Below are 25,902 nucleotides of genomic sequence, written 5' to 3'. Positions count from 1 at the left end.
GTCAAAAATTGAGGAGCACCTAAACAAAAGTGCGTAGCGAGCAACAAAGAAAAAGTTTGGTTATTCTTGAATGCCTCGAATGCGTACATTACGCCTACGTAGAACTTCTAAAGTCACGAGCAAACACACCGACATAAAAATCAGCAACGTAGCGACCGCCAATATAGTCGGACTGATTTGCTCTCGAATTCCTGACCACATCTGCCTAGGAACGGTTTTTTGTTCTGCCCCAGTCAGGAATAACGCCACCACAACCTCGTCGAACGAAGTGCCAAAAGCAAACAAGCCGCCAGAAATCATCCCCGGACGAATAAGAGGAAAGGTAATGTGTCTGAAAGTATAAACAGGGTTTGCTCCTAAGCTAGCCGCCGCTTTTACCAAGCTATGGTCAAAGCCGCTTAACGTCGCAGTAACGGTAATGACGACAAAAGGCGTACCTAACGCAGCGTGTGCCAAAATGACGCCTAAATAAGTTTGTGATAAGCCAAGGCGTGTGTAGAAAAAGTACATCGCAGCAGCAGAGATAATGACTGGTACGATCATGGGTGAGATCAACAGCGCCATAATCGTATTGCGAAAAGGCAAATTACTACTTGCTAAACCCAACGCCGCCAGAGTTCCTAGCCCTGTTGCAACGAGTGTCGCCATAAAAGCAATGAACGTGCTGTTTTTCAGCGCCAACAGCCACTGATCACTAGTAAACATTTCTTGATACCAGCGAGTAGAATACGCTGCCGAATCAAGGTTTAGCATCCCCTCGGTAAAAGTAAAGTAAGGCGTTGCATTAAACGATAACGGGATGATGGTCAGAATTGGAGCGATTAAAAAGAACAGCACCAACCCACAAAAAACTAAGTAACCTGCGTAAGCGACTCGCTCTACTTTTGATGCATAGTTTGGTAATGCCATGGTTATCCCCCTACCTTGAGGTTGTTAATGCCAACCACACGGTTGAACATATAAAACAGAACCAGTACAACGAACAAAAGCAGTCCACCCAATGCGCCAGCCATCCCCCAGTTCAGTGATGTCTGCATATGATAGGCAATCATATTGGAGATCATCTGTCCGCTTCTTCCACCAACCAAAGCGGGCGTAATGTAGAAACCAATAGAAAGAATGAAAGTAAGCAAAGCCCCCGCACCTATCCCCGGTAAAGTAAGCGGCATATAAACTTTGATGAACGCAATGAAAGGCGTCGCGCCTAGAGAACGAGCGGCACGGAAATAAGTTGGGCTAATTCCTTTCATTACGCTATACAGAGGCAGGATCATAAAAGGCAACAGAATGTGCACCATAGACACCACCGTTCCGAAGGTATTGTGAATCATCTGAATTCGCTCAGAAGTAAAACCCGACCAAATAAGGAGATCATTAATGACCCCTTGGTTTTGCAGCAGAACAATCCAAGACGTGGTTCTGACTAATAATGATGTCCAAAATGGCAGCAGCACAATGATTAAAAGTAAGTTCGCGCGCTTATCAGGTAAATTGGCAAGCAGGTAAGCAACGGGGTACGCCATCACCAAACAAATTAAGGTGATTGAAATAGACATCCAAAAAGTTTTAAAGAAAAGGTCGACGTATATTTGGCGTTTTTCTGGTTGGGGTTCAATGTCTCCAAACTCATTCACTTGCAAGTCTAGCGCTGCAAGATAGTGACTGAATGTTAATGCGCCACTAAGATTCTTAAACGCCGCCCAATATTTAGGATTAGCCCAACGCTTATCCAGCTTAGCTAGCTGTGTCACCGAGCTCGGCAGCGACGTCAAACGAGAAAACTTTCTGCCGGTTTTCATGAGTAAACTGCGCATACCAGACTCTTCAATATTCATCCGGTTGGCTATTTTCGGTAGATCTTTGCTTTGATAAAGCGCAAGTACTTCAACAGAGAATGCCTCAATGACTTCTTGATGAGGCTGACCTTGATAATCCCAACTTTCTAAGGCTTGAATAGTTTGTGGTAGTGACAGGGATATTTCTCGGTTATCCACGCTTCGATAAAGCATGTCGAGGATAGGAAAAGCAAACGTAAGCAGAATAAAACACACCAATGGCGTTGTGAGCATAATGGAGCGAAGCTTTTTTCGGCGCTCGGCCTTTTGCAACTGCGCTTTCAAATTGGTTTCTTGCTCATGAACTTGGCGTTCGATTTCCAATACAGAATCTAATGCGGTTAGCTCTCGACTCATGCTGCTACCTCGCTACTTTGAGTTTGTGTCCCATCAAGAGCATGGCAATCGTCACTTTGCCAACCAATACGACAAATTGAGCCAGGCGTTAACTGCAAGTGTTTACGATTATCGTTAGGTACTTTAACGATGAAGTGACCAACGCTCTCTACTTCGACGACCAAACGATAATGATCACCGTGATAAATCAATTCTCGTAGGACGCCTGAGACTTGGTTCTCACAAGACGCTTTCTCTGGTTGAATAACAATCTTTTCTGGTCGAATGGAAAGCGTTGTTCTCTGCCCTTGCTCAGAGACTCTGACAGGTTTCGCAGTAAATAACTCTTTCCCAACGAGCACTTGGCAATACTTTCCGTTCCACTCTTTGACTAAACCTGAGAGTTGGTTGTTTTCTCCGATAAACTGCGCAACAAACGTATTACTCGGAGATTCATAAAGCTCGGTTGGTGTCGCGAGTTGTTGCACTTCGCCGTGATTAAAAACCGCAATACGGTCGGACATAGTGAGAGCTTCGTCTTGATCGTGCGTCACATACAAAATGGTAATGCCAAGCTTTTCATGCAAATGTTTAATTTCCATCTGCATTTGCTCGCGCAGCTGCTTATCTAATGCGCCTAGTGGTTCATCCATCAACACGAGTTTAGGCTCAAACACTAATGCTCGCGCTAACGCGACACGCTGTTGTTGACCACCTGATAACTGCTTTGGGTATCGAGTCGCAACATGCTCAAGCTCGACCATTTCTAATACACTCTGAACTTTGCTTTGAATCGTGTCACTGTCGAGTTTTCGCACCTTTAAAGGAAACGCAAGATTCTCAGCAATGGTCATATGTGGAAACAACGCATAGTTTTGAAACACCATACCAATATCGCGCTTGTGCGGCGCGAGATGATTGACAGGAACGCCATCAATATAAATGTCTCCACCGGTCGCAGTTTCAAAGCCTGCTAGCATCATCAAGCAAGTGGTCTTGCCCGATCCTGACGGCCCTAACATAGTAACAAACTCTCCAGGAGCAATATCTAAGTTGAAGTCTTTCACCACCAAATTCGTGCCATCGTAGGTTTTCTTAACGTGTTGAAAGCTGACATAGTCCTTGTTTTCCGTGCTCATGACTTCCCTCTTCTCATTTTTTGAATATTACGAATGAGTAGAGCGTCAGTTAACGCTCTACTAAACAGCACAATTACAGATTGTATTTGGATAGGTCTAAGCGGGTTTCTAACGCATGTTCAACCATTTGAATGACTTGTTGACGCTCTTCACCTTGTAAAAGTTGGCGTGGCGCACGAACTTGTTCAGAGCCACGTCCGCAGACTTGCTCGGCCAATTTTATGCACTGAACCAGCGTAGGAATGGTGTCTAAACGCAGTAGGGGTAAGAACCAACGGTAGATCTCTAACGCTTCAGCATAACGACCTTGGCTTGCCAGTTTATAAATCGCAACGGACTCTTCTGGGAATGCGTTGGTTAAACCAGAAATCCAGCCGGTCGCACCTAGCATCAATGATTCAAGAGCGATGTCATCAACACCACTGAACACGGTAAAGCGGTCATCAAATTTATTGTAAAGCTCGGTGATACGACGAGTATCAGTGGTCGACTCTTTGATAGCTACAATACTTTCAAACTCAGCCAGTTTCGCCATGATATCGAGGTTTACATCGACACCATAAGCAACCGGGTTGTTATAAATCATGATTGGCATTTCTGGCGTTGCTTTTGCTAGCGTGCGGTAATATTCGAACGTTTCGCTCTCAGACGTGCGGTAAACCATGGCAGGCATCACCATACAACCATCGATACCAATTTTGTACGCATCCTGCATGTAATCAACAGCTGCTGTGGTAATAGACTCTGCTGTACCAGCAATCAAAGGCACACGGCCATTTACGACTTCTTTTGCCGCTTGCAAGACCTGGCGTTTCTCCTCCGGGTACAACGCACAGTTCTCACCGACAGTACCCAAGCAGATAATGCCATTCACACCATCTTTAATTTGGTTATCTATAACAGTTTGCGTTGCGTCTAAGTCGATTGACTGATCTTGACGAAATTGCGTACTGACCGCCGGATAAACACCTTTCCAATCAATTTTCATGAACTACTTTCCTTATATGTATATTGTATGCAATTTAAATGAACGAGCAAAAATGCTCAGGCATGGCTATCTATGCCATTTTCTAACAACACCGCCTTTACAGCGGCCAAATCAGCCAAAGCACTGCCAACTGATTTGTATAAAGTAATGACCTCATCGTTTTGACGTCCTGAGATTTGTTGGGCGCAAAGCTGCGGTAATTCCCCTTTGATATCGTCTGACGTGAACACGCCCTCTTGAATTGGAATGAGAAGATCGCCCGCTTCGGCTAATACATTAATACGGCTATCAACATACACCTGTGCTCGTTGCACTGCTTCGGAGTCGCATTCACGCTTATCCAAGTCATGATTACCGACCAAATCAATATGGGTGCCCGGCTGCACGTCTGCGCCATTAAACAAAGGCTCTGCTGATGCGGTAATACAGCTGATGATATCAACGTGTTTGATAATGTGGTCCACATTTTCTACGACTGAAACGCGAAACCGACGCTCATCAGGAAGCGACTGATACTCTGAAGATGACACAATGGCATCTACCGTCGCCTCGGCTTTGTCTGAGTTGCGCCCCCAAATGTAAACCTGCTTAAGCGGGCGAACCGCAGCGTATGCCCAAGCAAAATAAGGCGCAAGATTGCCCGTTCCGCAGATCAACAAACGATCAGCATCGGGGCACGCTAAGTAGTCCGCTGCCAACGCAGAAGCTGCGGCGGTGCGCCAAAACGTTAAAACTTTACCGTCTACGAGTGCGAGCGGCTCACCATCATTTCGTCTAAAAACAAGCAGTTTAGATGCAAGCGTATCTTTGCCGTGCTCAGGGTTATGCGGGAAATACGTAAAGGCTTTCACCGCAATCAACTCCTGGTTCCAAGCTGGAAGTAGCGCAAACGCCTCGTATTCTCCCTCTTCTAAGGGCATGACTCGGCGTTGAGGTATTGTTGCTGGCCGCGAGTACATTTCACGCATCGTTTCAATAAGAGACTTCATTGTTAAACATTGCGCGACTTGCTGTGCTTCGATGACTTTCATCATTTCTCCGAAAACATAAATACAGTTGAGGAAAAGTACGGAACCTCGCTTATGGATGAAAACTCGACCCCATACACAAATTAACGCCTAGTTAAGCAGCCAGGTATTGAACTCTTCATTTAGTTCATCCGCGTAGTCTGACCACCATTCATCGTTAATCAGGAAGGCGGTTTGGAAGTTTTGAGGTGCGGTAGGAAGGTTCGCTAAAATGTCTGGGTTCACCTCCGCCGAAGACGACTTACGCGTAGGCCCATAGGCAACGTACTTAGCTTGATCAGCTAATGGTTTTGTTCCTGAAGAAAAAGCAATGAAGTCCAATGCAAGCTTTGTGTTCTCACTCCCTTTAGGTATCGCCCATCCATTCATGTAACCCATTTGACGGTCCCATATAATCCGAAATGGTTGACCTTCATCTTTACGGGCATTGTGGATTCGGCCGTTAAACGCCGAGGCGATCACCACTTCTTTGTCTGCAAGCATTTGAGGTGGCTGGGCACCTGTTGTCCACCACAGCACTTCTGATTTGATCGTATCCAACTTAGCAAAAGCACGCTCACGCCCCGCTTCGGTTTCGAGCAGGCTGTAGACCTCTTCTGGCTTTACACCATCAGCCAATAGTGCCCACTCAAGATTACCCTGAGGCTGTTTTTGCAATGCACGTCGACCTGGAAAAGTTTTTAGGTCAAAGAGATCGTTCAACTTGCTAGGCAAAGCCTTACCTTTAAACGCGTCTTCGTTCACCGCTAATACAGTGGACACTACGATGGTATTGATTGCGCATTCGTGAATCGCACCATCAATAAAATCCTCTTGTGCTGGTGTTCCATCTGCGCCCGGAGGCAAAATACTTGGGTTCACTGGTTCTAATAACCCTTCGGCACAACCACGAACAATGTCCGGCTTGTCGAGAGACACCAAATCCCAGCGCACGTTGTTCGCTTCCACCTGCGCTTTAATTTCGGCTAATCCGCCACTGAAATCCTCGCATACGATCTCAACACCTGTTTTTTTAATGAAAGGCTTGTGATATGCCTCCACTTGGCTCTTGGTGAATGCACCACCCCAAGATACGACCGTCAATTTGTCTTCAGCATAAGCAGAAGTCCCCAACAGCATTCCTGAAATCAACAGTGCCAATGGTGCTTTGGTCATTCGTGACATGTATTACTCCTTTTGGTTGTTTTTCTGGAGGCATCCGAGTACGGCTGTTGGACACCAGTTTTTGTTAAAATTAAGTTAACATTAGCATTTAATATATTTTATACAATATTTAATATTAAATTTTTTCAGGCGAATCGTTGTAATGAAAAAGGTGAAAGATCAATCGATGTCGGCTTTCCTTCGATAAGCTCTAAAAGGAGATCTGCCGTAATCGCCGCTTGAGTTAATCCAAGGTGTTGGTGGCCAAATGCCAGTAATACATTTCCATCCCAAATGCTATCAATAACCGGTAACGAGTCGACTGTTGAAGGCCGATTACCCATCCACTTTTCTCCTTGCTTGAGTGGATTTAACTCCGATTCAAACATCTCATCACCTAACTGAAAAAGCATTGCTGAACGTTTCATATTAGGTGGTGACTCTACATCGGCATACTCAACAGTGCCTGCCAAGCGTAGCCCGCCAGACATCGGAGTCATGATGAACTTTCTATCGGCAGAGCTAATAGGAAATGGCAATACATCACGCTTGTCATCCACCATTAGGTGATAACCACGCTCGGCTTGAATAGGCACTTTGACTCCGGTTAGTTGCCGTATCAAAGGCTTAGAATGTACACCAGCGGCAACAATGATTCGGTCAAATGAATACGTTTGAGACTCAACCAGCACCTCGCCATTTTTCGCCAACGCAGATACACCGTTTTGTAAAACCTTACCGCCAAGAACTTCAAAAGCTTCACTTAGCTCAACACAGAGCTGATAAGGGTCTAGCGTATGACCTGTATCGGGAAAAAAGACGCCGACACGAACCTTATGGCTGAGATCAGGTATCCGCTCTCGAATCGCCTCTTGTGTCCAAACTTGATACGCCACACCGTTTTTAGCCAGTGAGTTAAGCGTACTTTGGTAGTCTTTAAACAGTTTCTCGTTTTCAAAAGTGAGCAATGAACCATTCATTTTTATTAGATGCGCTTTTCCGATTGAATCAAGCACGCCACGCCAACTCGCCACTGACCGCTCGTTAAGAGTTTTAATCGCGTTTTTTGCCTGCTCCGCGGCTGATGGCTTTGTTTGTAATAGAAAACGAATCATCCACCCGATAGTGCTTGGAATATCTTGCCAACGGATCGAAACCGGACTTTTGGGATCTAGCAGCATTTTAGGTAATTGTGAAAGCAGCGCTGGCGTTGCAAGAGGGAAGATTTGCTCAGTCGCGATATGGCCTGCATTTCCCTTAGAGCATCCATTCCCCACGCCATTGGGATCAAAAATCGTGACTTGATAACCTTGCTGCTGCAACTTCAATCCAATTGATAAGCCGATAATCCCCGCACCTATCACGGCGATCCTTTCCTTTTTGGTTTCATCCTTGACCAACATAAATATGCTCCGAGTCACACTTGAAAACGTAGATTGTATACAATATATTTTACATTACGTTAACATTACCATTATTTAATTCAACCATTTTTTCAGCAAGGAGCGAAAAATGAGACAAGGAACTTTTTTCTGTATTGATGCCCACACCTGCGGCAACCCAGTTAGGCTGGTCGCAGGCGGTGTGCCTCCACTCGAAGGCAATACCATGAGCGAAAAGCGCCAATACTTTCTTGAGCATTATGATTGGATTCGTCAGGCACTCATGTTTGAGCCTCGCGGACACTCAATGATGTCGGGGTCAGTTGTCTTGCCTCCTTGCAGCGATAACGCAGACGCTTCAATTCTGTTTATTGAAACCAGTGGCTGCTTACCAATGTGTGGCCACGGCACCATTGGAACCGTCACTACCGCTATCGAGAATCGCCTTATCACTCCCAAAAAAGAAGGCCGTTTGATACTTGATGTCCCAGCAGGACAAATCGAAGTGCACTACCAAACAAAAGGTGACAAGGTCACGTCGGTGAAGATATTTAACGTACCAGCTTACCTTGCCCACCAAGACGTAACCGTGAACATAGAGGGCTTAGGTGAGCTCACTGTCGATGTTGCTTATGGCGGAAACTATTACGTAATCGTCGATCCTCAAGAAAACTACGCCGGACTTGAATACTACTCTCCAGATGAAATTTTGATGCTTTCTCCAAAAGTTCGCGAAGCGGTATCTCGAGCGGTTGAGTGCGTACATCCAGAAGATCCAACAGTGTGCGGTGTTTCTCACGTGCTATGGACCGGAGAGCCCACTCAAGAAAACGCTACCGCTCGAAATGCTGTGTTTTACGGCGACAAAGCGTTGGATCGCTCGCCATGTGGTACGGGAACAAGTGCGCGCATGGCGCAATGGCATGCAAGAGGCAAACTCAATCAAGGAGAAGACTTTGTTCACGAAAGTATCATCGGCAGCCTATTTCAAGGACGTATAGAAGGCATTACCGAAGTGAATGGCAAAGCCGCTATTTTGCCAAGCATTGAAGGATGGGCACAAGTATACGGTCACAACACGATATGGGTAGACGATGAAGACCCATATGCGTACGGATTTGAAGTGAAGTAACAAGGATAGTAAGGAAGAATGATGAACCCACAAGAACCAACCACTTTTTACGCAGTCAACGCCTTTACTGGTGAGCCTCTACCTATAGCGTTTCCGGTACATGGAGAGCAAGAAGTTAATCAAGCCGCCTCAGCCGCCCAAAGCGTTGCGCGTGAGTTTCGCCAACTAAGCAATGCAAAGCGAGCGAGCTTACTTTGCTCTATCGCCTCTGAATTGGAAGTGAAGAGTGAAGAAATCGTTGCTCGTGCTCATTTGGAAACTGCCCTTCCCGAAGCACGTTTAAGCGGTGAAATAGGACGTACAGCGAGCCAATTAAGACTATTTGCCGAGGTTGTGAGATCGGGTAATCACCATCAAGCAATTTTCGATACGCCAAACCCAAACCGTCAACCACTGCCAAAACCAGATATTCGCCGTCAACAAATCGCAATTGGCCCTGTCGCCGTGTTTGGTGCGTCTAATTTTCCGCTCGCATTTTCTACGGCAGGTGGTGATACGGCTTCGGCACTGGCAGCTGGCTGTCCTGTGATTGTAAAAGGCCATACCGCCCACCCTGGCACCAGTCAACTTGTTGCAGAGTGTATTGAGGCTGCACTGGAGAAAGAGTGCTTACCGCAAGCCATCTTCACGCTATTGCAAGGCAACAAACGCGCACTTGGCCAAGCACTCGTTACCCATCCAAAAATTAAAGGGGTTGGGTTTACAGGCTCCGTCGGTGGTGGCCGTGCGCTGTTCAATCTAGCTCAGCAAAGACCAGAGCCAATCCCCTTCTATGGTGAACTAGGGGCGATTAACCCAACATTTATTCTCCCTTCAGCCATACGAGCAAACGCCTCATTGGCTGAAGAGTTTGTGGCTTCTATGACTTTGGGCTGTGGACAATTTTGTACAAAACCAGGCGTTGTATTTGTCTTGAATAGCCCAGAAACGCAAGCCTTTATCGAAATCGCTCAAGGGTTAATTCGACAACAATCAACGGCCACTTTGCTAACGCAAGGAATCCGAGAAACGTATGAATCCGAAGTGGATAAGCGAGCTTCCGAAACAGGCATTAACGTCACTCGTTCTGAACAAGCAGAAGCGACCAATGTCTCACCAGCACTGTTCGTGACGGACAGTAAAAACTGGCGTGAAAACCCGCAATGGGAGGAAGAAATATTTGGTCCTCAATCGTTAATCGTAATCTGTGAAGATTTCGATGACATGTTGAAACTGAGTGATTCACTGACTGGATCGCTCACCGCAACCCTTCACGCTACCGCTGAAGACGAAGAACAAGCGAAGCAACTGCTTCCAAGTTTGGAAGAAATCGCCGGACGCCTTGTATTCAACGGTTGGCCAACTGGCGTCGAGGTTGGTTACGCTATGGTTCATGGTGGACCATATCCGGCTTCAACCAATTCTGCCTCAACATCTGTCGGGGCAGAGGCTATTCATCGTTGGTTGCGTCCCGTCGCTTATCAAGCTTTACCAGAATCTTTATTGCCGGATTCATTAAAAGCGTCGAACCCACTGGGTATTCAACGCGCCATAGATGGCAGAGTCTCCCAATAAGATCACCAAATGGCTCAAAAAGGCATCAACTGATGCCTTTTATTTCACTCTACTTCTCAAAACCTTCTTTCCTAGTTGGTTTGTGCCAGAAAAACAATAAACTACTAAAGTAAAATGGATTGGATACAATATTAATTTCACGGGAGACTTCAATGTCACAGAAACCTGTTTTTAAAACGCGTACTCAGCTCGTTGAGGAAGCAATTCGAACTCAGATCTTGAAGGGCGAGTTAAAAACTGGTCAACCTTTACGTCAAGATGCGTTAGCAAAAGAGTTTAATGTTAGCCGAATTCCTGTGCGTGAAGCGTTAGTTCAATTGGAAGCACAAGGACTCGTTAGCTTTGAACCTCACAAAGGTGCGACGGTCACTGAGCTATCTCCAGAGAAAATCAATGAGCTATTTGAACTGCGCGCTGTCGTGGAATGCCACATTTTAGAGCGTGCGATTCAAAATATGACAGACGCTGACCTTGAACGCGCGCGCGAAGTTCGCGAACGTTTCGAGTCAGTAGTGAACAGTGGCGCCGAAGTAGAAGAATGGAGCAACTACAACTACGAGTTCCACAAAGCCCTATATGCGCCAGCCAACATGCCTGAAACTATGGACGTCATTTACAACCTGAACACAAAGTGTGACCGATACATACGCATGCAGCTATTGTTTACTACAGGCATTAAAAAGGCAGAAGAAGAGCACTTAAACTTGTTTGAAATGTGCCAAAATCGCGATATCGAAGGCGCCAAGTACCTGCTGAAAAAACACATTCTAGAAGCGGGCACAGCGATTCGAAACCTGCTGCTTGAAAGGCAAAATATCAGCCAGTAAACGGAATAACGAATAAGGTGATATTCAAGGATGAATGTTGGACCAAAGTTTTTACTCGCAGCGCTACGACAAAAGATTAAAGAAGAAGGGCTTTGCTACAATTCCTTGTCAGAGAAAAGTGGCATCCCTTTATCTAGTATTAAACGCCACCTACATAATCCAGCTTTAGGTTTGGATAAAGTACTTATTTATCTGAACTACCTGAATACCGATCTCATCGAACTCGCAACCTTAGCCAACGAGCTTCAGCACCAAAACGAGCAAATGCTAACAGATGAAGAGAGCGCCCTTTTCGTTGAGCATCCTTACTTACTTGATTTTATTTATATGCTGACTTCTCGTGATATTAAACCGCAAGAGATAGCCCAAACTTACGGACTTTCTGATACAAGCTTACGATTCTATTTGCGTATCGCGGAAATTCTAGGATATGTCGAAAACTTCGGAGACGGCTTGTTTTACCGTTCTGGTCGTCGATTTATTATGGAAGAAGGTACGGCATTAGACACCTTATTCAAAGAGCGATTTCAACAAGATTCGCTTTCTCATGATATCAACCCAGGCGTATGTATAGGTCGCATTAGGCTCACCGAAGAGCAGAAAGTGCAAATAGAGGACGAGCTTTGTAATAAATTAGCGAAACTTAACGCAGTTAACACTTCCAACAATGAAGGTGAACTAATAAATATATTAATGCGCTGCACTCCCGGTGCTCAGATATTTTTCGCTGATGATTTACCTAACATTGACGGAAGCCTATTAAAGCACGTCGCTCAACTCACTAAATTAAGTTAAAGCATCAGACAAATAAATCAAACAAACCCCAGATAACATCATATATCCCTACCAAACTATTGATTCAAAGCGTTTCCTGAATCTAATTCTGATTTTTATTTAGCAAGCATCGCTTAGTCAACTAAGAACTTGTCTTAATTTCACACTTATTAATTGTCTTGTTAGCTCTTTTGAAATAGACAGAAAACTTAAGTAATGACTAATTTAGCTTAAGTATAAAAGACAACTTTTTTACGTTATTTACCTCACACTATTTAACTATAAATTTGCAGACGAACAAATTAAATTAATACATTCACCTGGCTAATAAAAACAAAAGCAAAACACATAATTATAATTCTATTATTTATAAGGACATAGAAAAGTGAAATTTAAGTATTCTTTAGCAACGGCAGTCACTCTCGCATTATTACAAGGCTGTGGCGGTGGCGGCGGTGATGGTTCATCACCTACTCCGTCCACTAGCAGTGCAAACGGTCCAACATGGAAAGCCGGTGATTTTAGCCAACCGTCGAAAACGTTTATCAACCAATGTGAAACGCCCCGCGTCGGACTGGACCCATATGACAACTATGCCGCCTATCCAGATAAATTGGGCTCTGCATTACACGAAAAACTCTTTTTAAGAGCTTTTACTAACGAAACGTATCTATGGTATGACGAGGTTCCTGATAATAATCCAGCAAACTACAAAACTGTTACTGATTACTTCAATACGCTGGTCACCTCTGCTACTACCGCGACGGGTAAACCAAAAGATCGCTTCCATTTTACCGTCCCTTATGAAGATGAGATGAAATCATCGCAATCCGGTTTAGTTGCTGGATTTGGTTTTAACTGGGCATTCCTACGTGGCGTACAACCTCGAGACGTTCGTATTTCCTACACTGAAGAAGCCTCGCCAGCTGATAGAAGCGGCATTGCTCGTGGTGATAAGCTTCTGAAAATCAATAATATTGATGTGGTTAACACCGGTAGTCAGTCCGACATTGATTTTATTAACAAAACGCTCTTTAACCCTGACATCAATCAAGATTACACCTTCACATTTGAGAGTGTTGACGGTCTAGAGAAAACCGTGACGCTTACCGCCTCTGATGTCATGACCTCTCCAGTTAAAAATGCCAAAGTGATTACACACAATGGTATGCGGATCGGCTATCTGCAATACAACTCCTTTGAACCAAGCGCTCAAGCCCCGCTTATTGAGGCGTTCAGTACGCTCTCAGCAGAGAATGTTGACGAGATCGTCGTTGATTTACGTTACAACGGCGGTGGCTTAGTCCTTCAGTCCTCGCAAGTAGGCTACATGCTAAGCGGTGCTGGTCAGAACCGAGTCTTCAGTGAATTGATTCACAATGACAAAGTGATGCGTACCATTAAGGATGGGGATAACATCTATCGCTTTACGAATCTAGCAATAGACTGGGCAGCACAGAAATATTCGGACCAAGTGCTTCCGACACTGAACAAAAAGCGCGTATATGTACTGACTTCAGGAGGCACGGCTTCCTCAAGTGAACTGTTAATCAACGCTTTGCGCGGCATTGATGTGGAGGTTATCCAAATAGGCTCAACAACCACAGGTAAACCGTATGGGTTCTCACCAGAACAAAACTGCGGCACTATGTACTACACTATTCAGTTCAAGTCGGCGAACGAGAAAAAATTTGGCGACTTCGCTGATGGTTTTATTCCTACTCCAAAGAGCCAAATCAATACCGAGCTAGGCTTAAACAATAGAGTGGAAGGTTGCTGGGTCAATGACGACCTAACAAAACCGTTAGGCGATCCGTCTGAAGGTATGCTTTCTGCGGCGCTAAACTACATGGAAACAGGAACCTGTCCGCCAGTATCCCCTTCAAGTTTCAACGCCATGCCGCGTAACATTTCATCTCCGGAGTTAAGCGATCTTCGCTCTCCGCTACGAACAGAGGCAATTCATGTTGAGATCAACTAACTTTTTACGAATGCTGATTCGGGTTGCGCTTTTCTTAGGCACTTCGATTTCTTTGATAGGATGCCAAGCTATGTCACAAGAACCCGTTGAAGCATTGAGTAAAAAGAACTCTCCGGAAACAGTCATAGAGATTCAAAACGCGATCGCAGAAATCCAAGGGACACCAGCACCTAGAATCGCAAATAACGTATTTGAATCCTCACCGCATTTGTTGATTGAAAAAGGACGAGTAAAAGGGAACAACAATCAACTGTTGGATGGCAGCTATACGGATCTTCCAGACCAATATACGTTGCAGATAAGAGGTGAAACCTGTGGCTTGTACTATGCCAAAACAGATACTTTTGTCTCTCTCAGTTCACTAGATTGTGAGCCCATCATTAAGTTTTAGATCTCCCAAAATAGAAGCCCGCTGATATCAGCGGGCTTCCTACTTTATTGTTCAGTGTGAAACGGTCAACGTTACTTTAGTTCAATCCATGCTTTGCGCTGTTGCTTATCCATGTATGACCAAGCTACAAAGCGGCTCACTTTCTGCCCTTGACTCATTTCAACCACACGAATGGCTTTCACACCCAATTTTTCAAGCTGCTTGCGCATCGGGCGAACGTTGTCTTTTTTGGATATAAGTGTTGTAAACCACAAGACCTGCGCAGCAAAAGCTTGGCTTTCATTCGCCATTTTTCGGATAAACGCCGCTTCTCCGCCTTCACACCACAATTCAGCGTTTTGACCGCCAAAATTCAACGCAGGCTTACTTGTCTTTACTTGTGCGGTTTGAGGTTTTAGCCCTTTCTTACGCTGGTTTGCTTTTAGATTATCGATTTTACGCTGGCTGCCCATAGCGGCATCTTCCGCCGAACGGTGGAATGGCGGATTACATGTCGTCACATCATAACGATCATTCGGTTGAATGATACCTCGATAAATATTGGCATCATTGTGTTGCTGTATTAGTGCAATTTTTCCCGTCAAAACACGATTGTGCTCTACGATCGTTTGAGCCGATTGGATGGATTTTGGATCGACATCGCTGCCCGTATAGTGCCAACCGTATTTTGTTACACCAACAATCGGATAAATACAGTTTGCTCCCACGCCAATGTCCAACGCTTTCACTTTTTGGTGCGCGTACTGACCTTTTACTTCACCATCAAGAAGTTCTGCCACTCGGTGAATGTAATCAGCGCGGCCCGGAATCGGTGGGCAAAGGTAGGTGTCGGGAATGCCCCAGAACTCGATACCATAATACGCAGCAAGCAATGCTTTATTGAGAATTTTAACAGCGTTAGGATCAGAGAAGTTTATGGAGTCTTCCCCTTTCGGATTTTTGATAACGAATGGCTTTAACTGTGGTTCACTTTCCACGAGTTTTTTAAAATCGTAACGACCTCGATGAACATTACGCTCATGCAAACCATTCTTCGCTATTTTTATGAACTCGACTTCGCTCTTTCCTGCAGGCTGCGAGGATTTGCGCGCAACTTTGTCTTTAACACGCTTCGGCTTGGCTTTATTCGCGTCTTTATTCTGAGCCGCCTTTGAAGTCTTTGGCTTTGCTTGCTTCGCGTTGTGATTATTGTTCTTCATTCAAATTCGCTTTTAAATCGAGGTAAATCATAAACAAACGAGCATCAAATTCGAGTTGGTGATACTCAGGCTCCATATAGCAACATAGCTGATAGAACGCCTTGTCGTGGTTTTTCTCACGAGTATGCGCCAACTCATGTACCACCAGCATTCTTAATAGTGGCTCGGGCGCATCCTTAAATACATTGGCAATGCGAATCTCGTTTTTCGACTTCAGCTTACCGCCATGGTTTCTACTGATTACACTGTACAAACCAAGCGCGTTGTTTACCGCGTGAATTTTCTTATCGTAGACGACTTTACTGATTGGCGCGGCTTTCTTCATGTAGCGGTTTTTGATTGCCATGGCGTACTCATAGAGCGCCCTTTCGCTTTTGATTTGGTGCCTGTCCGGATAACGCTTCTCGAACCAAGGAACAAACTTGCCACTCGCTATCAATGAGCTCACCTGCTCTACGATGTTTTGTGGGTAGCCTTGAATGTATCGAAGTGACGGATGCATAGAATTAACGTCTGTTATGACAAAATAAAGGCGCTCAATATACCTGAGATAAAGGACAGTTTCACCTTAGCTTTCGCCTTTCATTTATTGTGAAAGGCCGTTAAACTTCGCCTCCCAATGATAATGGAGAGAAACTCAATGAAACGTGTCGTCCTTTACGTCAAAGACAAATGCCCTCACTGCAAAGATGCTCAACGTTATCTGGATTCGAAAAATATTAACTATCGTTTGTGCAATGCTAAGATGCAACGCGGTCGCAAAGAACTTGATGCGCTTGGTGCTCGTTCAGTGCCAGTTTTAAAAATTGGTGATCGGGTAATGATTGGCTGGAACCCAAAGAACTTCGAGAAGATGTACAAAGGCGACTAGTGCTCGGACGATGAATCTGCGCTGCGTTTAAACGTAGCGCTTGATAAAGTCGATAAACGTTCGATCTGCTATTGATAAATACCCCTGCTTGCGCCAAGCAAGTGCCAGATCCAGCGTCACTGGTGGTTCAAACGGTAAGCCAACAACGCCCGACTCATGTTGAGTCACCAATTCCAGTAACGCGGTAATCGCAAACTCTTGTTTTACAATACTCAAAATCAAAGGCAGTAAGTTGGTCTCGAATGATGACTTCATGGTAAACCCATGCTCCTCACTCACCTGATCCAAAAATTCGCGGTGAAAATAGCCATGCTGAAACATAACCAAATCGTGTTCAAAGAACTCATCAAAAGTAAGAGCGTGTCGCTGGGCTAACTCATGCTCAGGTGAAACAACTGCGACCATTTGGCTAGTAAACAAATGGTCAGTTTCTAGATCATCAGGCACATTATCACAACTGATCACACCAATATCGAGTTGACCATTGAGCAGCATACGACGAATCGATTGAGTTCCAGCTTCGACCAAGGTCAATTTTAACTCAGGGAATTGGCTTTTAAACGCCATCACAATTCGTGGAAAGAAATAACTGCCCATCATTGATGGCGTCCCTAGTCTTACTTCGCCTTTCGCTAAACCTTTCAACTCATCAATCGCGAGCTGCGCGTCGTGCAACTGTTGAATCACCCGCTTAGCATGTACAAATAACGTTTCGCCCTCTTTCGTTAAGCTGATTTTTTTATCATCACGGCGAAATAGGGTAACGCCCAAAGACTGCTCAAACTTTTTGATAGAAATGCTTAATGCGGGCTGGGCAATATGCAGGGCTTTCGCCGCATGGGTAATGTTTCCGTGTTCAGCGACCGCCAGAAAATGTTTAAGTTGTTTCGATTCCATTAGATCAAAAATATATGGTGTCCATATTTTTAATATATTTTTTTAATTTATAACGAACTGATAGATTGATCACAGTCTCTCCATTTGCTCACATTAGGCAGGATTCATGGTCAGTTTTGGCACACCGGAATACAAACGCATTACGCTCTCGCTAGCGCTTGGTTCCTTCTTGGTTTTTTCAAATTTATACCTACTACAGCCAATGCTGCCCACTTTTGCTCAAATTTTCACGATCTCAGAAACGCAAGTGAACTGGTTATTTGCGGCCTCAACACTCGCTCTCTCTTTTAGCCTCGTTCCAATGGCTGTGTTGTCAGAATCAGTGGGAAGAAAGCCAGTCATGATGGCTGGTCTGTTTTCGATTCCTACCCTTTCCGCTTTGATGCTATTTGGTGACTCATTTCTGTTTTTGGTGGTATGTCGAGCACTGATCGGTGTCGCGCTCGCAGCTTTTGCTGCAGTCGCCGTGGCTTACATGGCAGAAGAGCTCGACAAGCACGCTTTCTCGATGGCAATTGGAACGTACATTGCGGCTAACTCATTAGGCGGTATTGCAGGGCGTATTAGCGGCGGCTTATTGGCGGACAATTTCAGTGTTGATGTCGCCATTGAAGTTATGATGGTGTTCACTCTTCTTGGTGTCATTGGCGTTCACTATTTATTGCCAACACAGCGCAACTTCACCCCGTCATCAAGCAGCTTGCGCCATCAAAATCGTGCGCTTATTGGTCATTTTAAAAACCAACGCGTGTGGTTCGCAATGCTGATAGGAGGACTCAACTTTGCTTTGTTCGTCAACCTTTACTCCGTCATGGGTTTCCGTCTGGTGAGTGAACCTCACAATGTGCCCGTCGGGTTGGCCTCACTGATCTTTATTTGTTACTTGGGAGGGACTTTCTCCTCTCGTTGCGCAGGCCAATGGAGTAAACGTTATTCATCAATCCTCGGTATGTTCTTAGGCGCGATAGTGAGCATGGCGGGGATGTGGATTGCGGCGGTTGAAAGCTTGACTGCAATGCTATTTGGGTTGTTGCTGATAAGTTTTGGTGCCTTCTTTACTCATACCCTCGCCTACGGTTGGGTCGGTCAGAACGCCACTCGCGCCAAAGCCACCGCGACAGCGCTCTACTTAGTACACTACTACGTAGGCGGTAGCTTAGGAGGATTCTTACTTCTTTATTGTTGGCAACATGGTGGTTGGTCGAGTGTTCTTATGGGAGGAAGCGCAGTCTACCTAGCGATGTTTGCTGCAATTGCGTATTTGAAACACATTGCCGAAAGAAAGCATACTGACCAAACACCTGACGCTGCGAGTTTAAAGAGTAGCTAAGGTACGCTCATTTGCGTAATACCTCTCTGGTTACTTGGATAACCAACTCTGCTATGCTTGCGCTACTTTAATAAAAACCAGAAAGTCGTATGTCAACGCGTTCAACACAAAACACAGATATCGAAGCGATCACTCAACAGGTCGATCAATGGCTCAACGATGTAGTAATCGGTCTCAACCTTTGTCCATTTGCTGCCAAGCCGCAACGTAATAAACAAATCAAAATCTTTGTTAGTGAAGCGACTCAAGAAGAAGCGCTTCTAGAAGATATTTTATTGCAGCTGATTGAGCTGAGTAACACAGAACCCGAACAACTTGAGACCACGTTGGTTGTGGTTCCCAACATGCTACAAGATTTCTGGGACTACAACTTTTGCATAGATTGGGTTGAAGGATTAATTAAGCAGCAAAACTGGGAAGGTGTTTTCCAAGTAGCGACTTTCCATCCTGATTACTGTTTTGGCGGCGCAAGGCCTGAAGACGACGAAAACCTAACCAATCGTTCTCCTTACCCGATCTTCCATTTGATTCGCGAAGAGAGTATGGAAAAGGTACTAAAACACTATCCTGATCCTGAATCCATTCCCGATACGAACATCGCTCGTGTTTCCGCCCTTTCAGAGGAAGAACGTAAAAAGCTGTTCCCTTACCTATTTCGTTAAGCACCACCATTCCCAAAGGCAGATTTATCACCAGTTAGATGCAATGCCCTTGGGGTTCAAAGTGCGGTTTGGTATCATTGCCGCTTCAATCGATTCAATGGAAATTAGAATGCAACTGTCAAAGCTAACCCAAGAGATTTTTGATCACTTATACCGTGATATCACCGAGTTCCGTAGTACGTTCGACTTACCAGTCGCAGACGCTGCAAGCCTTGATACGCAAGCAGACACACTACACACCTCTTTGGCGATCGAAGAGCTAACAGAGCTAGCAGAAGCAGATTGTAAAACTGAGCAAGCAGATGCCATCGTAGACAGCGTGTATGTATTAATGGGCCGTCTCGTTCATCTTGGCCACAGCAAAATAGAAGACAACCTGGCGATCAGCTACTTAATTGATCTTCTATTAAACGTTGCGGTAAACCGTGGTATCGAATTTATTCCTTGCTGGGATGAAGTACATTCAAGCAACATGAGCAAAGTATGCCGTAACGAGCAAGAGTACTCAGAAACAGAAGCATTCTACGCGGAACAAGGTATCAAGTTGATGGCGGTGCAGAAAGGTGAGTACATCATCGCGAAATGCGCCGAAGATTTCGTATCGGAAGGTAAAACCATTCGTAAAGGCAAAGTACTCAAATCTGTTTACTACCGCCCTGCAGATCTAAAACCGTTAACTCAATAAGCGTTGAGTTTGGCTATCTCGATTAAAAAAAAACGACCTCAAGTAGGTCGTTTTTTATTGTCCCTAAACATTAATCAAAGATTAAATAAGGTTGCTCATCTACGATGACCTTTTTGACTTGAGTATTGAACACTTCCCCGAGAGCTTCTTCCGTTAGCACAGTATCGGCACTTCCTGATGAGTGCAGCACACCGTTGTTAAGCAGCAATACTTTATCTGCGTGCTTTAATGTTCGATTGAGATCGTGATTAGCAACCAATACTCCAATTCCCTGCGCCGCCATAGCGTTAATCAATTGATAGAGCAGACCCTCTTGCGCAATATCTAACGGTGCTGCTGGCTCATCCAAAATTAAAAACTGCGAAAAAGGATTAATGGTACGCCACACCTGCAAACATACACCTGCTAATCGGACACGCTGCCACTCACCACCGGATAATGTTTGAATACTGCGATGAAGCTTATCTTGCAGTTGTACCAGCTCCACCACCATATTGACAGCATCACGCACTTTGATATCCGCAATCTCAGCACCACTTGGCAGAGATAAAGCGAGATACTGAAACACATCAACATTAAACGCTGGGCGCGATTGCTGACACAAATAACCTCGAACATGAGCTTGCTCTGACAACGGTAAAGTAAGCAAGTTTTTGTTGCCAACGTACACTTCACCACTCATACCGTCTCGGTGACTTAACGTACCAGAAATCGCAGCCAATAAAGTACTCTTACCGGAACCATTAGGCCCAACGATATGTACGATTTCGCCAGCTTTGCATTCAAAAGAAAGAGGCAATAATCGACTACCAACCGACATATGTTTAACGTGCATCATGACTCTTCACCAGCATCCAGATGAAAATAGGTGCGCCAATCGATGTTGTCATGACACCTAGAGGTAACTCTGCGGAGTCCAATAACAGTCTTGCGCCGATGTCAGCAAATACAAGCAACGCAGCACCAGATATTGCAGAAAGTGGCAATAAATAACGGTTTTCCGTACCAAAAGCCAAACGCAACAAGTGCGGCACCACCAAACCAACAAAACTGATGATGCCACCCAAAGCGACTGAACTACCCACCAAAACAGAAATGGCGAGGATCAGTTTCCAACGCATTTGATGCACGTCGACACCCAATTGGGTCGCATGAATCTCACCCAGCATCAATTTATCAAGCGACTTGCCTTTACAACATAACCAGATAAGCACCGGTAACATCACCAAAGTAACGGTATGTTGATACCAACTTGCACCGCCAATACTGCCCATTAACCAATACATCAGTTGGCGTAAACTGAGATCATCACTAAAGTAAAATGCCCACGTCACAATCGCGCTCGATAAAATACCCAATGCGACCCCAACCAAAAGCAATCGAGCCGTCGTCAGGTGCATTGCCCTTGCTATCGCCACCAAAACAAACGTGAATAACATCGAGCCTGCAATCGCTGCCAACATAAAAACAATCGGGGTAGGAAGAACAGGTGACGCGAACATGATTAAGACCATTGCTAAGCTTGCACCACCAGATATACCAAGCACGCCAGGTTCAGCCAACACGTTCCCAAGCAACACTTGTAACGTCGCGCCAGATACCGCTAACGCAGCACCAATAATTGCCGCAGACACTAACCTCGGTAAACGCAAGTCCACCAATAACTTCTGTTCAAATGCAGATAAGGATTGAAAAGGAGAAAGGAAAATTTCTCCGACCATCAAGTGGATGGCAGAGAGTACAGCGAGCACGATCGACATAACCATCAGGTTACGTTGCCAGCGTCGTTCCTTGTTCAGGATAAGTTGTTGAAAATCCATAGCGGCCGATAAAAACAAACGAGGCTTAACCTTACAGTTAAGCCTCGGTAAATTGCAATTAACTTCTCAAAGCAATGTTGGATTAATCGTAAACCAACTCACCCTCTTCAAAACGGGTTTTCACTTCACAAACCATCAGAGCTGCACGTTGACCTATTGCGACGTGGCGGTTCGGGAAGACAATCGCTTCGTTTTCATTCTTCGCCATTAATGGTTTGTCGCCATCATGACCAAACACTTCGCCGTGAACAAATGAGGTGAAGTTTTCAACATTGTCGTCGAACATAAAGTCAAAGTCTTCGTTCAAACGAACGATTGTGCGACTTACGCGATACTTAATGCATGGTTTTGGTAGGTGTTCTGGCTTCGTTTCCGCAATCAAATTACGTAAAGACAAATCAAACGCGGTCAGTTTATCGAGGTCATTTTCACCGATACGAGCCACACGGCCAAGCTCCATTGTGAGAGCCTGCGCACCAAAGTTCTCGGCACTGTACCAGCTAAACGTGCTCGATGGTGAGTTTGACAGGAGCACTGCTTCAATGTGTGCACTGTCCAAGAAATCGATCAATGCTTTGCTGCGCACAGGATGACGAGTCTTAGGACTTACTGCAAACGTATAGTGCTTCGAGCCTCTAATCGCGCAGTGTAAATCAAGGTGCCAGCGTGTTGTCGGGTCGGTATCCTGATAAAAATCTCGAACAAGCAGCTTAAGCGTATCGGCGATAACAAGCTCTTTTGTCTGTTTGTGTTCTTTTTCGTCAAACAAACGGTTGAGGTTTTCTTCAAGGAATCGCGTGTGCGCCAGAGTGGACTCTGGGTGAGCGATAATGAACAGACAACGGGTATCGACCGTCTGGAACCCAGATTCTATGTCTTGAATAATGGAATCCACCAGCTCCATCGGTGCGGTTTCATCTCCGTGAACCCCACAAGAGATGATGATGTTCTTCGTATCCTGAGTATAATTCGCAGGGATTACTTCTAATACACCACGCTGATAGAGTTTAAGTTTTACACCGTTAGAAAGCACCTGCTCCGCTGGTGCAACATCAATATGAACATCTAACGTGTCAGTTAAAAACGATTGGCGAAAGAGATACTTCGTCATGCGTTACTCCTTAATAGCACGGCGGATATGTTAATAAATTGTACAAAGGATTTTTGTTGCTGCGATCTCACTTATGAGTAGAAATCACTATTTCCCTCGAAAATCCGATGCCTTTTCGCGCCAGGCACTCAAATCAAGCATTGAGGCGTTTAATTTTCAAACAATTACAAAGTGTTAGGGCTGTGAACTTTACCACAGCCCTGATTAAGATCATTATGATTTGATCAAATTTTTGTAGCTATAAAGCAGATTATGCATCAACACTGCGAAAAACTTAGCCGCGCTGTGCGAGCAAACGCTCAAACTCATCGACTTTTTCACGCACTAGCTCAACACTCTGCTGCCAAAACGTTGGCTGGGTTAAATCCATCGACAGATGCTTTTCGACGACATCTTCCGCCATCATGCAGCCTGTATCGCGCAGCAAATTGATGTAATCGGTGTAAAACGCTTCGCCTTTGGTTTCTCGCTGTGCATAGATACCCTTGCTAAACAAGAAACCAAATAGGTATGGGTAGTTATAAAAGCTCACGCTATCAATAGAAAAGTGCAGCTTGCTTGCCCAGAAGTACGGATCCGGTTCGCTCATTACGTCGCCATACCATTCTTTCCAAGTTTCTGACATCAACTCACAGAATTCATCTGCGGTTAACTCTCCATCCTGGCGGCGTTCATAAAACGATTTTTCAAACTCGTAGCGAACCGGAATGTTGATCATTAAAGCTAGCGCAGATGACAACTCTTCCCACAACATCTCGAGCTTTTCATCAACGCTCTCAGCTTTCGAAATCAAATGATCACGAACGATGTTTTCTGCAAAGATAGAGGCGGTTTCTGCTAACGTCATTGGGTAGTAAGTTTGGCAAAGTGGCAAATCACGAATAACCCAGTTATGGAACGCATGGCCAAGTTCATGTGCCAGAGTCATAAGGTCTGACCGACTGCCACTCCAAGTCATAAACACAAGTGGTGTTCGCGTTGCTGGCAGTTTGGTGCAGTATGCGCCAAGACGCTTGTTAGCATTTGGCGCGGCATCAATCCAACCATTTTGTACCATCAAACGGACAAACTCCGACATCTCAGGGTTTACTGTTTCAAATGCTTCACAAATAACATCAATCGCTTCATCAAAGTCGTAAACCTTCACTTCACCGCTCAAAGCAGGCATAGCCGCCAGATGATTCCAAGGTTTCATCTCATCCAGACCATGTACTTGCGCCATCAATAAACCCGCTTTCTGACCAATAGCTCGACTGTCTTTGGCTACGGTCATCATCGCATTTAAAGTTTCAGCTTGGATTCGGCTACCATGCAAACTCGGCTCTAGGAAGTGAACTTCACGCTTCGTAGAACGCTTTTTGTTTTCAGTTAAGCGCCATCCTGCTAACGCATTCAAAATCGCAGCGAATGATTCTTGGTGCGTTTGCATTGCATCTTGTACGCCTCGCCACGCGGCTTCTTGACGCTCGAATTCAGAACCATAAAGAATGCTTGCCGCTTGAGAAAACCCAAGCTCTTCACTATTACCATCTGTGTACTCAAGCTTCACTTTCAATGAGCCAGTCAGGTTATCGTATAGGTTACCCCAAGCCGATTTGCCATCCACACTCATCGCAGCCAGTAACTGTTCTTCTGCGTTGCTAAGACGAGTATCCGCCAACTTTCTAGAATTCAAGATAGAAAAAGCTTGCCCACTGATATCAGGATTCTCATGGTCTAACACGCGCAAGATAAACTCTTCGTCGGCATGCGTTAGTGTCAAATCAAAGGGACTGAACGCTTGGGAAAGCTCCGAAAAGATGCGGGTCATTTTACCAAGTAACGATTTCGCTTCGGCGTTTGTTGCATCAACAGAAGCATAACAACTCGCAAAATTTGCAACTGTACCCGCTAAACGACTCGCGGCTTCATTGGTCAAAATCGCATTTTGCATGATCTCTACGTTGCCACAATCTGCTGATTGTTTATTCAAAAGATCAATACATTGTTCCACAAGAGCAATATCGTCTTGAATTCGTGGGTCAGAAAGGTCGTTATAAACGATGGACAAATCCCAACTCGGCGTTGTCATTTCTATATTTCCTTTTTATGTAACTGAGTCAATTTTCGCTTCCTGCACCTAGCAGATGGGCTTCCACTGACATCTTCCGTGACTATGCCCGTAAGCAATATCGTTCTGGGCATTTTAATATTTATAAATTAACGAGTTAAAAGAGGTACGCCAATCGAACGCACCGAGGCGTAAATTTGCTCATCTATGGTAATTGTTACATGCGTGACAGAAGCGTTTCCTATCGACAACGTCGAATACCACTTTGGGTTACGCCAATCTAACTCCAATACATGAGCAAGAATCATACGAATGACGCCACCATGCGTGACGATAAGTAGATTGTCATTGATATCGTTGATGATTTGAGACCAAACGCGACATATGCGCTCAGAAAATGTGCTTAAGCTCTCAGCATTCGGCAACGTATGTTGTGCTGGCGATTGCCAAAAAGCATCTAGCTTTTTCCACTGCTCAGTGAGCATATCAAAAGGCATACCATCAAAATCACCAAATGCCATCTCTTGTAAAGACTCATCCGTCATTACTGGTAATAATTGCTGTTCAGCAATGATGTTTGCCAGTTCTTGACAGCGTGAAAGCGGAGAAGAAATTATTCCACCCACACCTCGTCCACTCTCGGCCCAAGCCCGAGCAATACTCTCTTGATCAGCAGGCGTAACTTTTACATCTGTTTGGCCATGGAGTCCTGGTGGAGCGTCTACTTTTCCATGACGCACAAGATAGATATTGAGTGTTTTCATTTT

25 protein-coding genes are annotated in these 25,902 nt (G+C 44.9%); 10 read left to right on the top strand and 15 right to left on the bottom strand.

Annotation, left to right across the window (positions count from 1 at the left end; genetic code table 11):
* Nucleotides 1-60 precede the first annotated feature (60 nt).
* The 7 genes from R7Q47_RS04615 to R7Q47_RS04585 all read right to left on the bottom strand — a co-directional run bounded on the left by R7Q47_RS04615 (nucleotide 61) and on the right by R7Q47_RS04585 (nucleotide 7,872).
* On the bottom strand, nucleotides 61-909 hold the full coding sequence (locus R7Q47_RS04615; RefSeq protein ID WP_005393492.1) for an ABC transporter permease: 849 nt from the start codon (nucleotides 907-909) through the stop codon (nucleotides 61-63).
* 2 nt (nucleotides 910-911) lie between these two features.
* A complete protein-coding gene (locus R7Q47_RS04610) occupies nucleotides 912-2,192 on the bottom strand; it encodes an ABC transporter permease (protein WP_203346417.1) in 1,281 nt (426 codons plus the stop codon).
* Nucleotides 2,189-3,310 (bottom strand): ABC transporter ATP-binding protein, encoded by a 1,122-nt coding sequence (locus R7Q47_RS04605; RefSeq protein WP_048626301.1) that lies wholly within the window; start codon nucleotides 3,308-3,310, stop codon nucleotides 2,189-2,191. The genes R7Q47_RS04610 and R7Q47_RS04605 overlap by 4 nt, the downstream gene beginning before the upstream one ends.
* A 73-nt stretch (nucleotides 3,311-3,383) precedes the next feature.
* The gene (locus R7Q47_RS04600; RefSeq protein WP_005389756.1) at nucleotides 3,384-4,298 is read right to left on the bottom strand and encodes a dihydrodipicolinate synthase family protein; all 915 of its coding nucleotides are present in this window, start codon (nucleotides 4,296-4,298) and stop codon (nucleotides 3,384-3,386) included.
* A 56-nt stretch (nucleotides 4,299-4,354) separates the two neighbouring features.
* Nucleotides 4,355-5,329, bottom strand: a complete 975-nt coding sequence (locus R7Q47_RS04595) for an ornithine cyclodeaminase family protein (RefSeq protein ID WP_239932057.1) — start codon at nucleotides 5,327-5,329, stop codon at nucleotides 4,355-4,357.
* An 87-nt stretch (nucleotides 5,330-5,416) separates the two neighbouring features.
* Nucleotides 5,417-6,490, bottom strand: a complete 1,074-nt coding sequence (locus R7Q47_RS04590; protein ID WP_318088662.1) for a polyamine ABC transporter substrate-binding protein — start codon at nucleotides 6,488-6,490, stop codon at nucleotides 5,417-5,419.
* A gap of 125 nt (nucleotides 6,491-6,615) precedes the next feature.
* Complete coding sequence (locus tag R7Q47_RS04585; RefSeq protein WP_239932029.1) at nucleotides 6,616-7,872, bottom strand: NAD(P)/FAD-dependent oxidoreductase; 1,257 nt, start codon at nucleotides 7,870-7,872, stop codon at nucleotides 6,616-6,618.
* A 109-nt stretch (nucleotides 7,873-7,981) separates the two neighbouring features.
* On the opposite strand from R7Q47_RS04585, the gene R7Q47_RS04580 reads away from it, so the two are divergent.
* The 6 genes from R7Q47_RS04580 (at nucleotide 7,982) to R7Q47_RS04555 (ending at nucleotide 14,510) form a co-directional block, all read left to right on the top strand.
* On the top strand, nucleotides 7,982-8,983 hold the full coding sequence (locus R7Q47_RS04580; protein ID WP_239932028.1) for a 4-hydroxyproline epimerase: 1,002 nt from the start codon (nucleotides 7,982-7,984) through the stop codon (nucleotides 8,981-8,983).
* Nucleotides 8,984-9,004: 21 nt separating this feature from the next.
* Nucleotides 9,005-10,537, top strand: coding sequence for an aldehyde dehydrogenase (NADP(+)) (locus R7Q47_RS04575; protein ID WP_239932056.1), 1,533 nt, complete (start codon nucleotides 9,005-9,007; stop codon nucleotides 10,535-10,537).
* A gap of 152 nt (nucleotides 10,538-10,689) precedes the next feature.
* Nucleotides 10,690-11,364 carry a GntR family transcriptional regulator gene (locus R7Q47_RS04570; protein ID WP_225472830.1) on the top strand — a complete coding sequence of 225 codons (675 nt, stop codon included), beginning with the start codon at nucleotides 10,690-10,692 and terminating at the stop codon, nucleotides 11,362-11,364.
* Between the two features lie 30 nt (nucleotides 11,365-11,394).
* The gene (locus tag R7Q47_RS04565; RefSeq protein WP_017633951.1) at nucleotides 11,395-12,159 is read left to right on the top strand and encodes a hypothetical protein; all 765 of its coding nucleotides are present in this window, start codon (nucleotides 11,395-11,397) and stop codon (nucleotides 12,157-12,159) included.
* 364 nt (nucleotides 12,160-12,523) lie between these two features.
* A complete protein-coding gene (locus R7Q47_RS04560) occupies nucleotides 12,524-14,119 on the top strand; it encodes a S41 family peptidase (RefSeq protein ID WP_225472828.1) in 1,596 nt (531 codons plus the stop codon).
* A 70-nt stretch (nucleotides 14,120-14,189) separates the two neighbouring features.
* The gene (locus R7Q47_RS04555; protein ID WP_005397755.1) at nucleotides 14,190-14,510 is read left to right on the top strand and encodes a hypothetical protein; all 321 of its coding nucleotides are present in this window, start codon (nucleotides 14,190-14,192) and stop codon (nucleotides 14,508-14,510) included.
* A gap of 71 nt (nucleotides 14,511-14,581) precedes the next feature.
* Here R7Q47_RS04555 and rlmF read toward each other — a convergent pair whose 3' ends face one another.
* Complete coding sequence (gene rlmF, locus R7Q47_RS04550; protein WP_248487542.1) at nucleotides 14,582-15,709, bottom strand: 23S rRNA (adenine(1618)-N(6))-methyltransferase RlmF; 1,128 nt, start codon at nucleotides 15,707-15,709, stop codon at nucleotides 14,582-14,584.
* On the bottom strand, nucleotides 15,696-16,211 hold the full coding sequence (locus tag R7Q47_RS04545) for a M48 family metallopeptidase (RefSeq protein WP_154204655.1): 516 nt from the start codon (nucleotides 16,209-16,211) through the stop codon (nucleotides 15,696-15,698). Before R7Q47_RS04545 ends, rlmF begins: the two co-directional genes overlap by 14 nt.
* A 138-nt stretch (nucleotides 16,212-16,349) precedes the next feature.
* Between R7Q47_RS04545 and R7Q47_RS04540 the strand changes: the two genes are divergently transcribed.
* Nucleotides 16,350-16,580: a glutaredoxin family protein gene (locus tag R7Q47_RS04540; protein ID WP_005377871.1), complete on the top strand. Its 231-nt coding sequence runs from the start codon at nucleotides 16,350-16,352 to the stop codon at nucleotides 16,578-16,580.
* Nucleotides 16,581-16,607: 27 nt separating this feature from the next.
* Here R7Q47_RS04540 and R7Q47_RS04535 read toward each other — a convergent pair whose 3' ends face one another.
* On the bottom strand, nucleotides 16,608-17,477 hold the full coding sequence (locus R7Q47_RS04535; RefSeq protein ID WP_005389786.1) for a LysR family transcriptional regulator: 870 nt from the start codon (nucleotides 17,475-17,477) through the stop codon (nucleotides 16,608-16,610).
* 106 nt (nucleotides 17,478-17,583) lie between these two features.
* Here R7Q47_RS04535 and R7Q47_RS04530 point away from each other — a divergent pair, with 106 nt between their 5' ends.
* The 3 genes from R7Q47_RS04530 to R7Q47_RS04520 all read left to right on the top strand — a co-directional run bounded on the left by R7Q47_RS04530 (nucleotide 17,584) and on the right by R7Q47_RS04520 (nucleotide 20,154).
* Entirely contained in the window at nucleotides 17,584-18,807 is a 1,224-nt protein-coding gene (locus R7Q47_RS04530; protein WP_154204656.1) for an MFS transporter, read from the top strand.
* Between the two features lie 89 nt (nucleotides 18,808-18,896).
* Nucleotides 18,897-19,469: a DUF1415 domain-containing protein gene (locus R7Q47_RS04525; RefSeq protein ID WP_025766766.1), complete on the top strand. Its 573-nt coding sequence runs from the start codon at nucleotides 18,897-18,899 to the stop codon at nucleotides 19,467-19,469.
* A gap of 109 nt (nucleotides 19,470-19,578) precedes the next feature.
* A complete protein-coding gene (locus R7Q47_RS04520; protein ID WP_025766767.1) occupies nucleotides 19,579-20,154 on the top strand; it encodes a nucleoside triphosphate pyrophosphohydrolase family protein in 576 nt (191 codons plus the stop codon).
* A gap of 70 nt (nucleotides 20,155-20,224) precedes the next feature.
* Here the strand turns inward: R7Q47_RS04520 and btuD are convergent, their stop codons facing one another.
* The 5 genes from btuD to cobC all read right to left on the bottom strand — a co-directional run bounded on the left by btuD (nucleotide 20,225) and on the right by cobC (nucleotide 25,899).
* The gene (gene btuD / locus R7Q47_RS04515) at nucleotides 20,225-20,992 is read right to left on the bottom strand and encodes a vitamin B12 ABC transporter ATP-binding protein BtuD (RefSeq protein ID WP_017820884.1); all 768 of its coding nucleotides are present in this window, start codon (nucleotides 20,990-20,992) and stop codon (nucleotides 20,225-20,227) included.
* Nucleotides 20,979-21,974: a vitamin B12 ABC transporter permease BtuC gene (btuC, locus tag R7Q47_RS04510; protein WP_025766768.1), complete on the bottom strand. Its 996-nt coding sequence runs from the start codon at nucleotides 21,972-21,974 to the stop codon at nucleotides 20,979-20,981. Before btuC ends, btuD begins: the two co-directional genes overlap by 14 nt.
* Before the next feature lie 82 nt (nucleotides 21,975-22,056).
* Nucleotides 22,057-23,085, bottom strand: coding sequence for a succinylglutamate desuccinylase (locus R7Q47_RS04505; RefSeq protein WP_047100701.1), 1,029 nt, complete (start codon nucleotides 23,083-23,085; stop codon nucleotides 22,057-22,059).
* 274 nt (nucleotides 23,086-23,359) lie between these two features.
* Entirely contained in the window at nucleotides 23,360-25,156 is a 1,797-nt protein-coding gene (locus R7Q47_RS04500; protein WP_154204657.1) for a M3 family oligoendopeptidase, read from the bottom strand.
* A gap of 128 nt (nucleotides 25,157-25,284) precedes the next feature.
* Nucleotides 25,285-25,899: an alpha-ribazole phosphatase gene (gene cobC / locus R7Q47_RS04495; RefSeq protein WP_017820880.1), complete on the bottom strand. Its 615-nt coding sequence runs from the start codon at nucleotides 25,897-25,899 to the stop codon at nucleotides 25,285-25,287.
* Between the last annotated feature and the right edge of the window lie 3 nt (nucleotides 25,900-25,902).

It is taken from the genome of Vibrio sp. Vb0349 (assembly GCF_033338975.1).
Note: the sequence above shows the minus strand (reverse complement) of the source record. Positions and strands in the feature narration are given on the sequence as shown.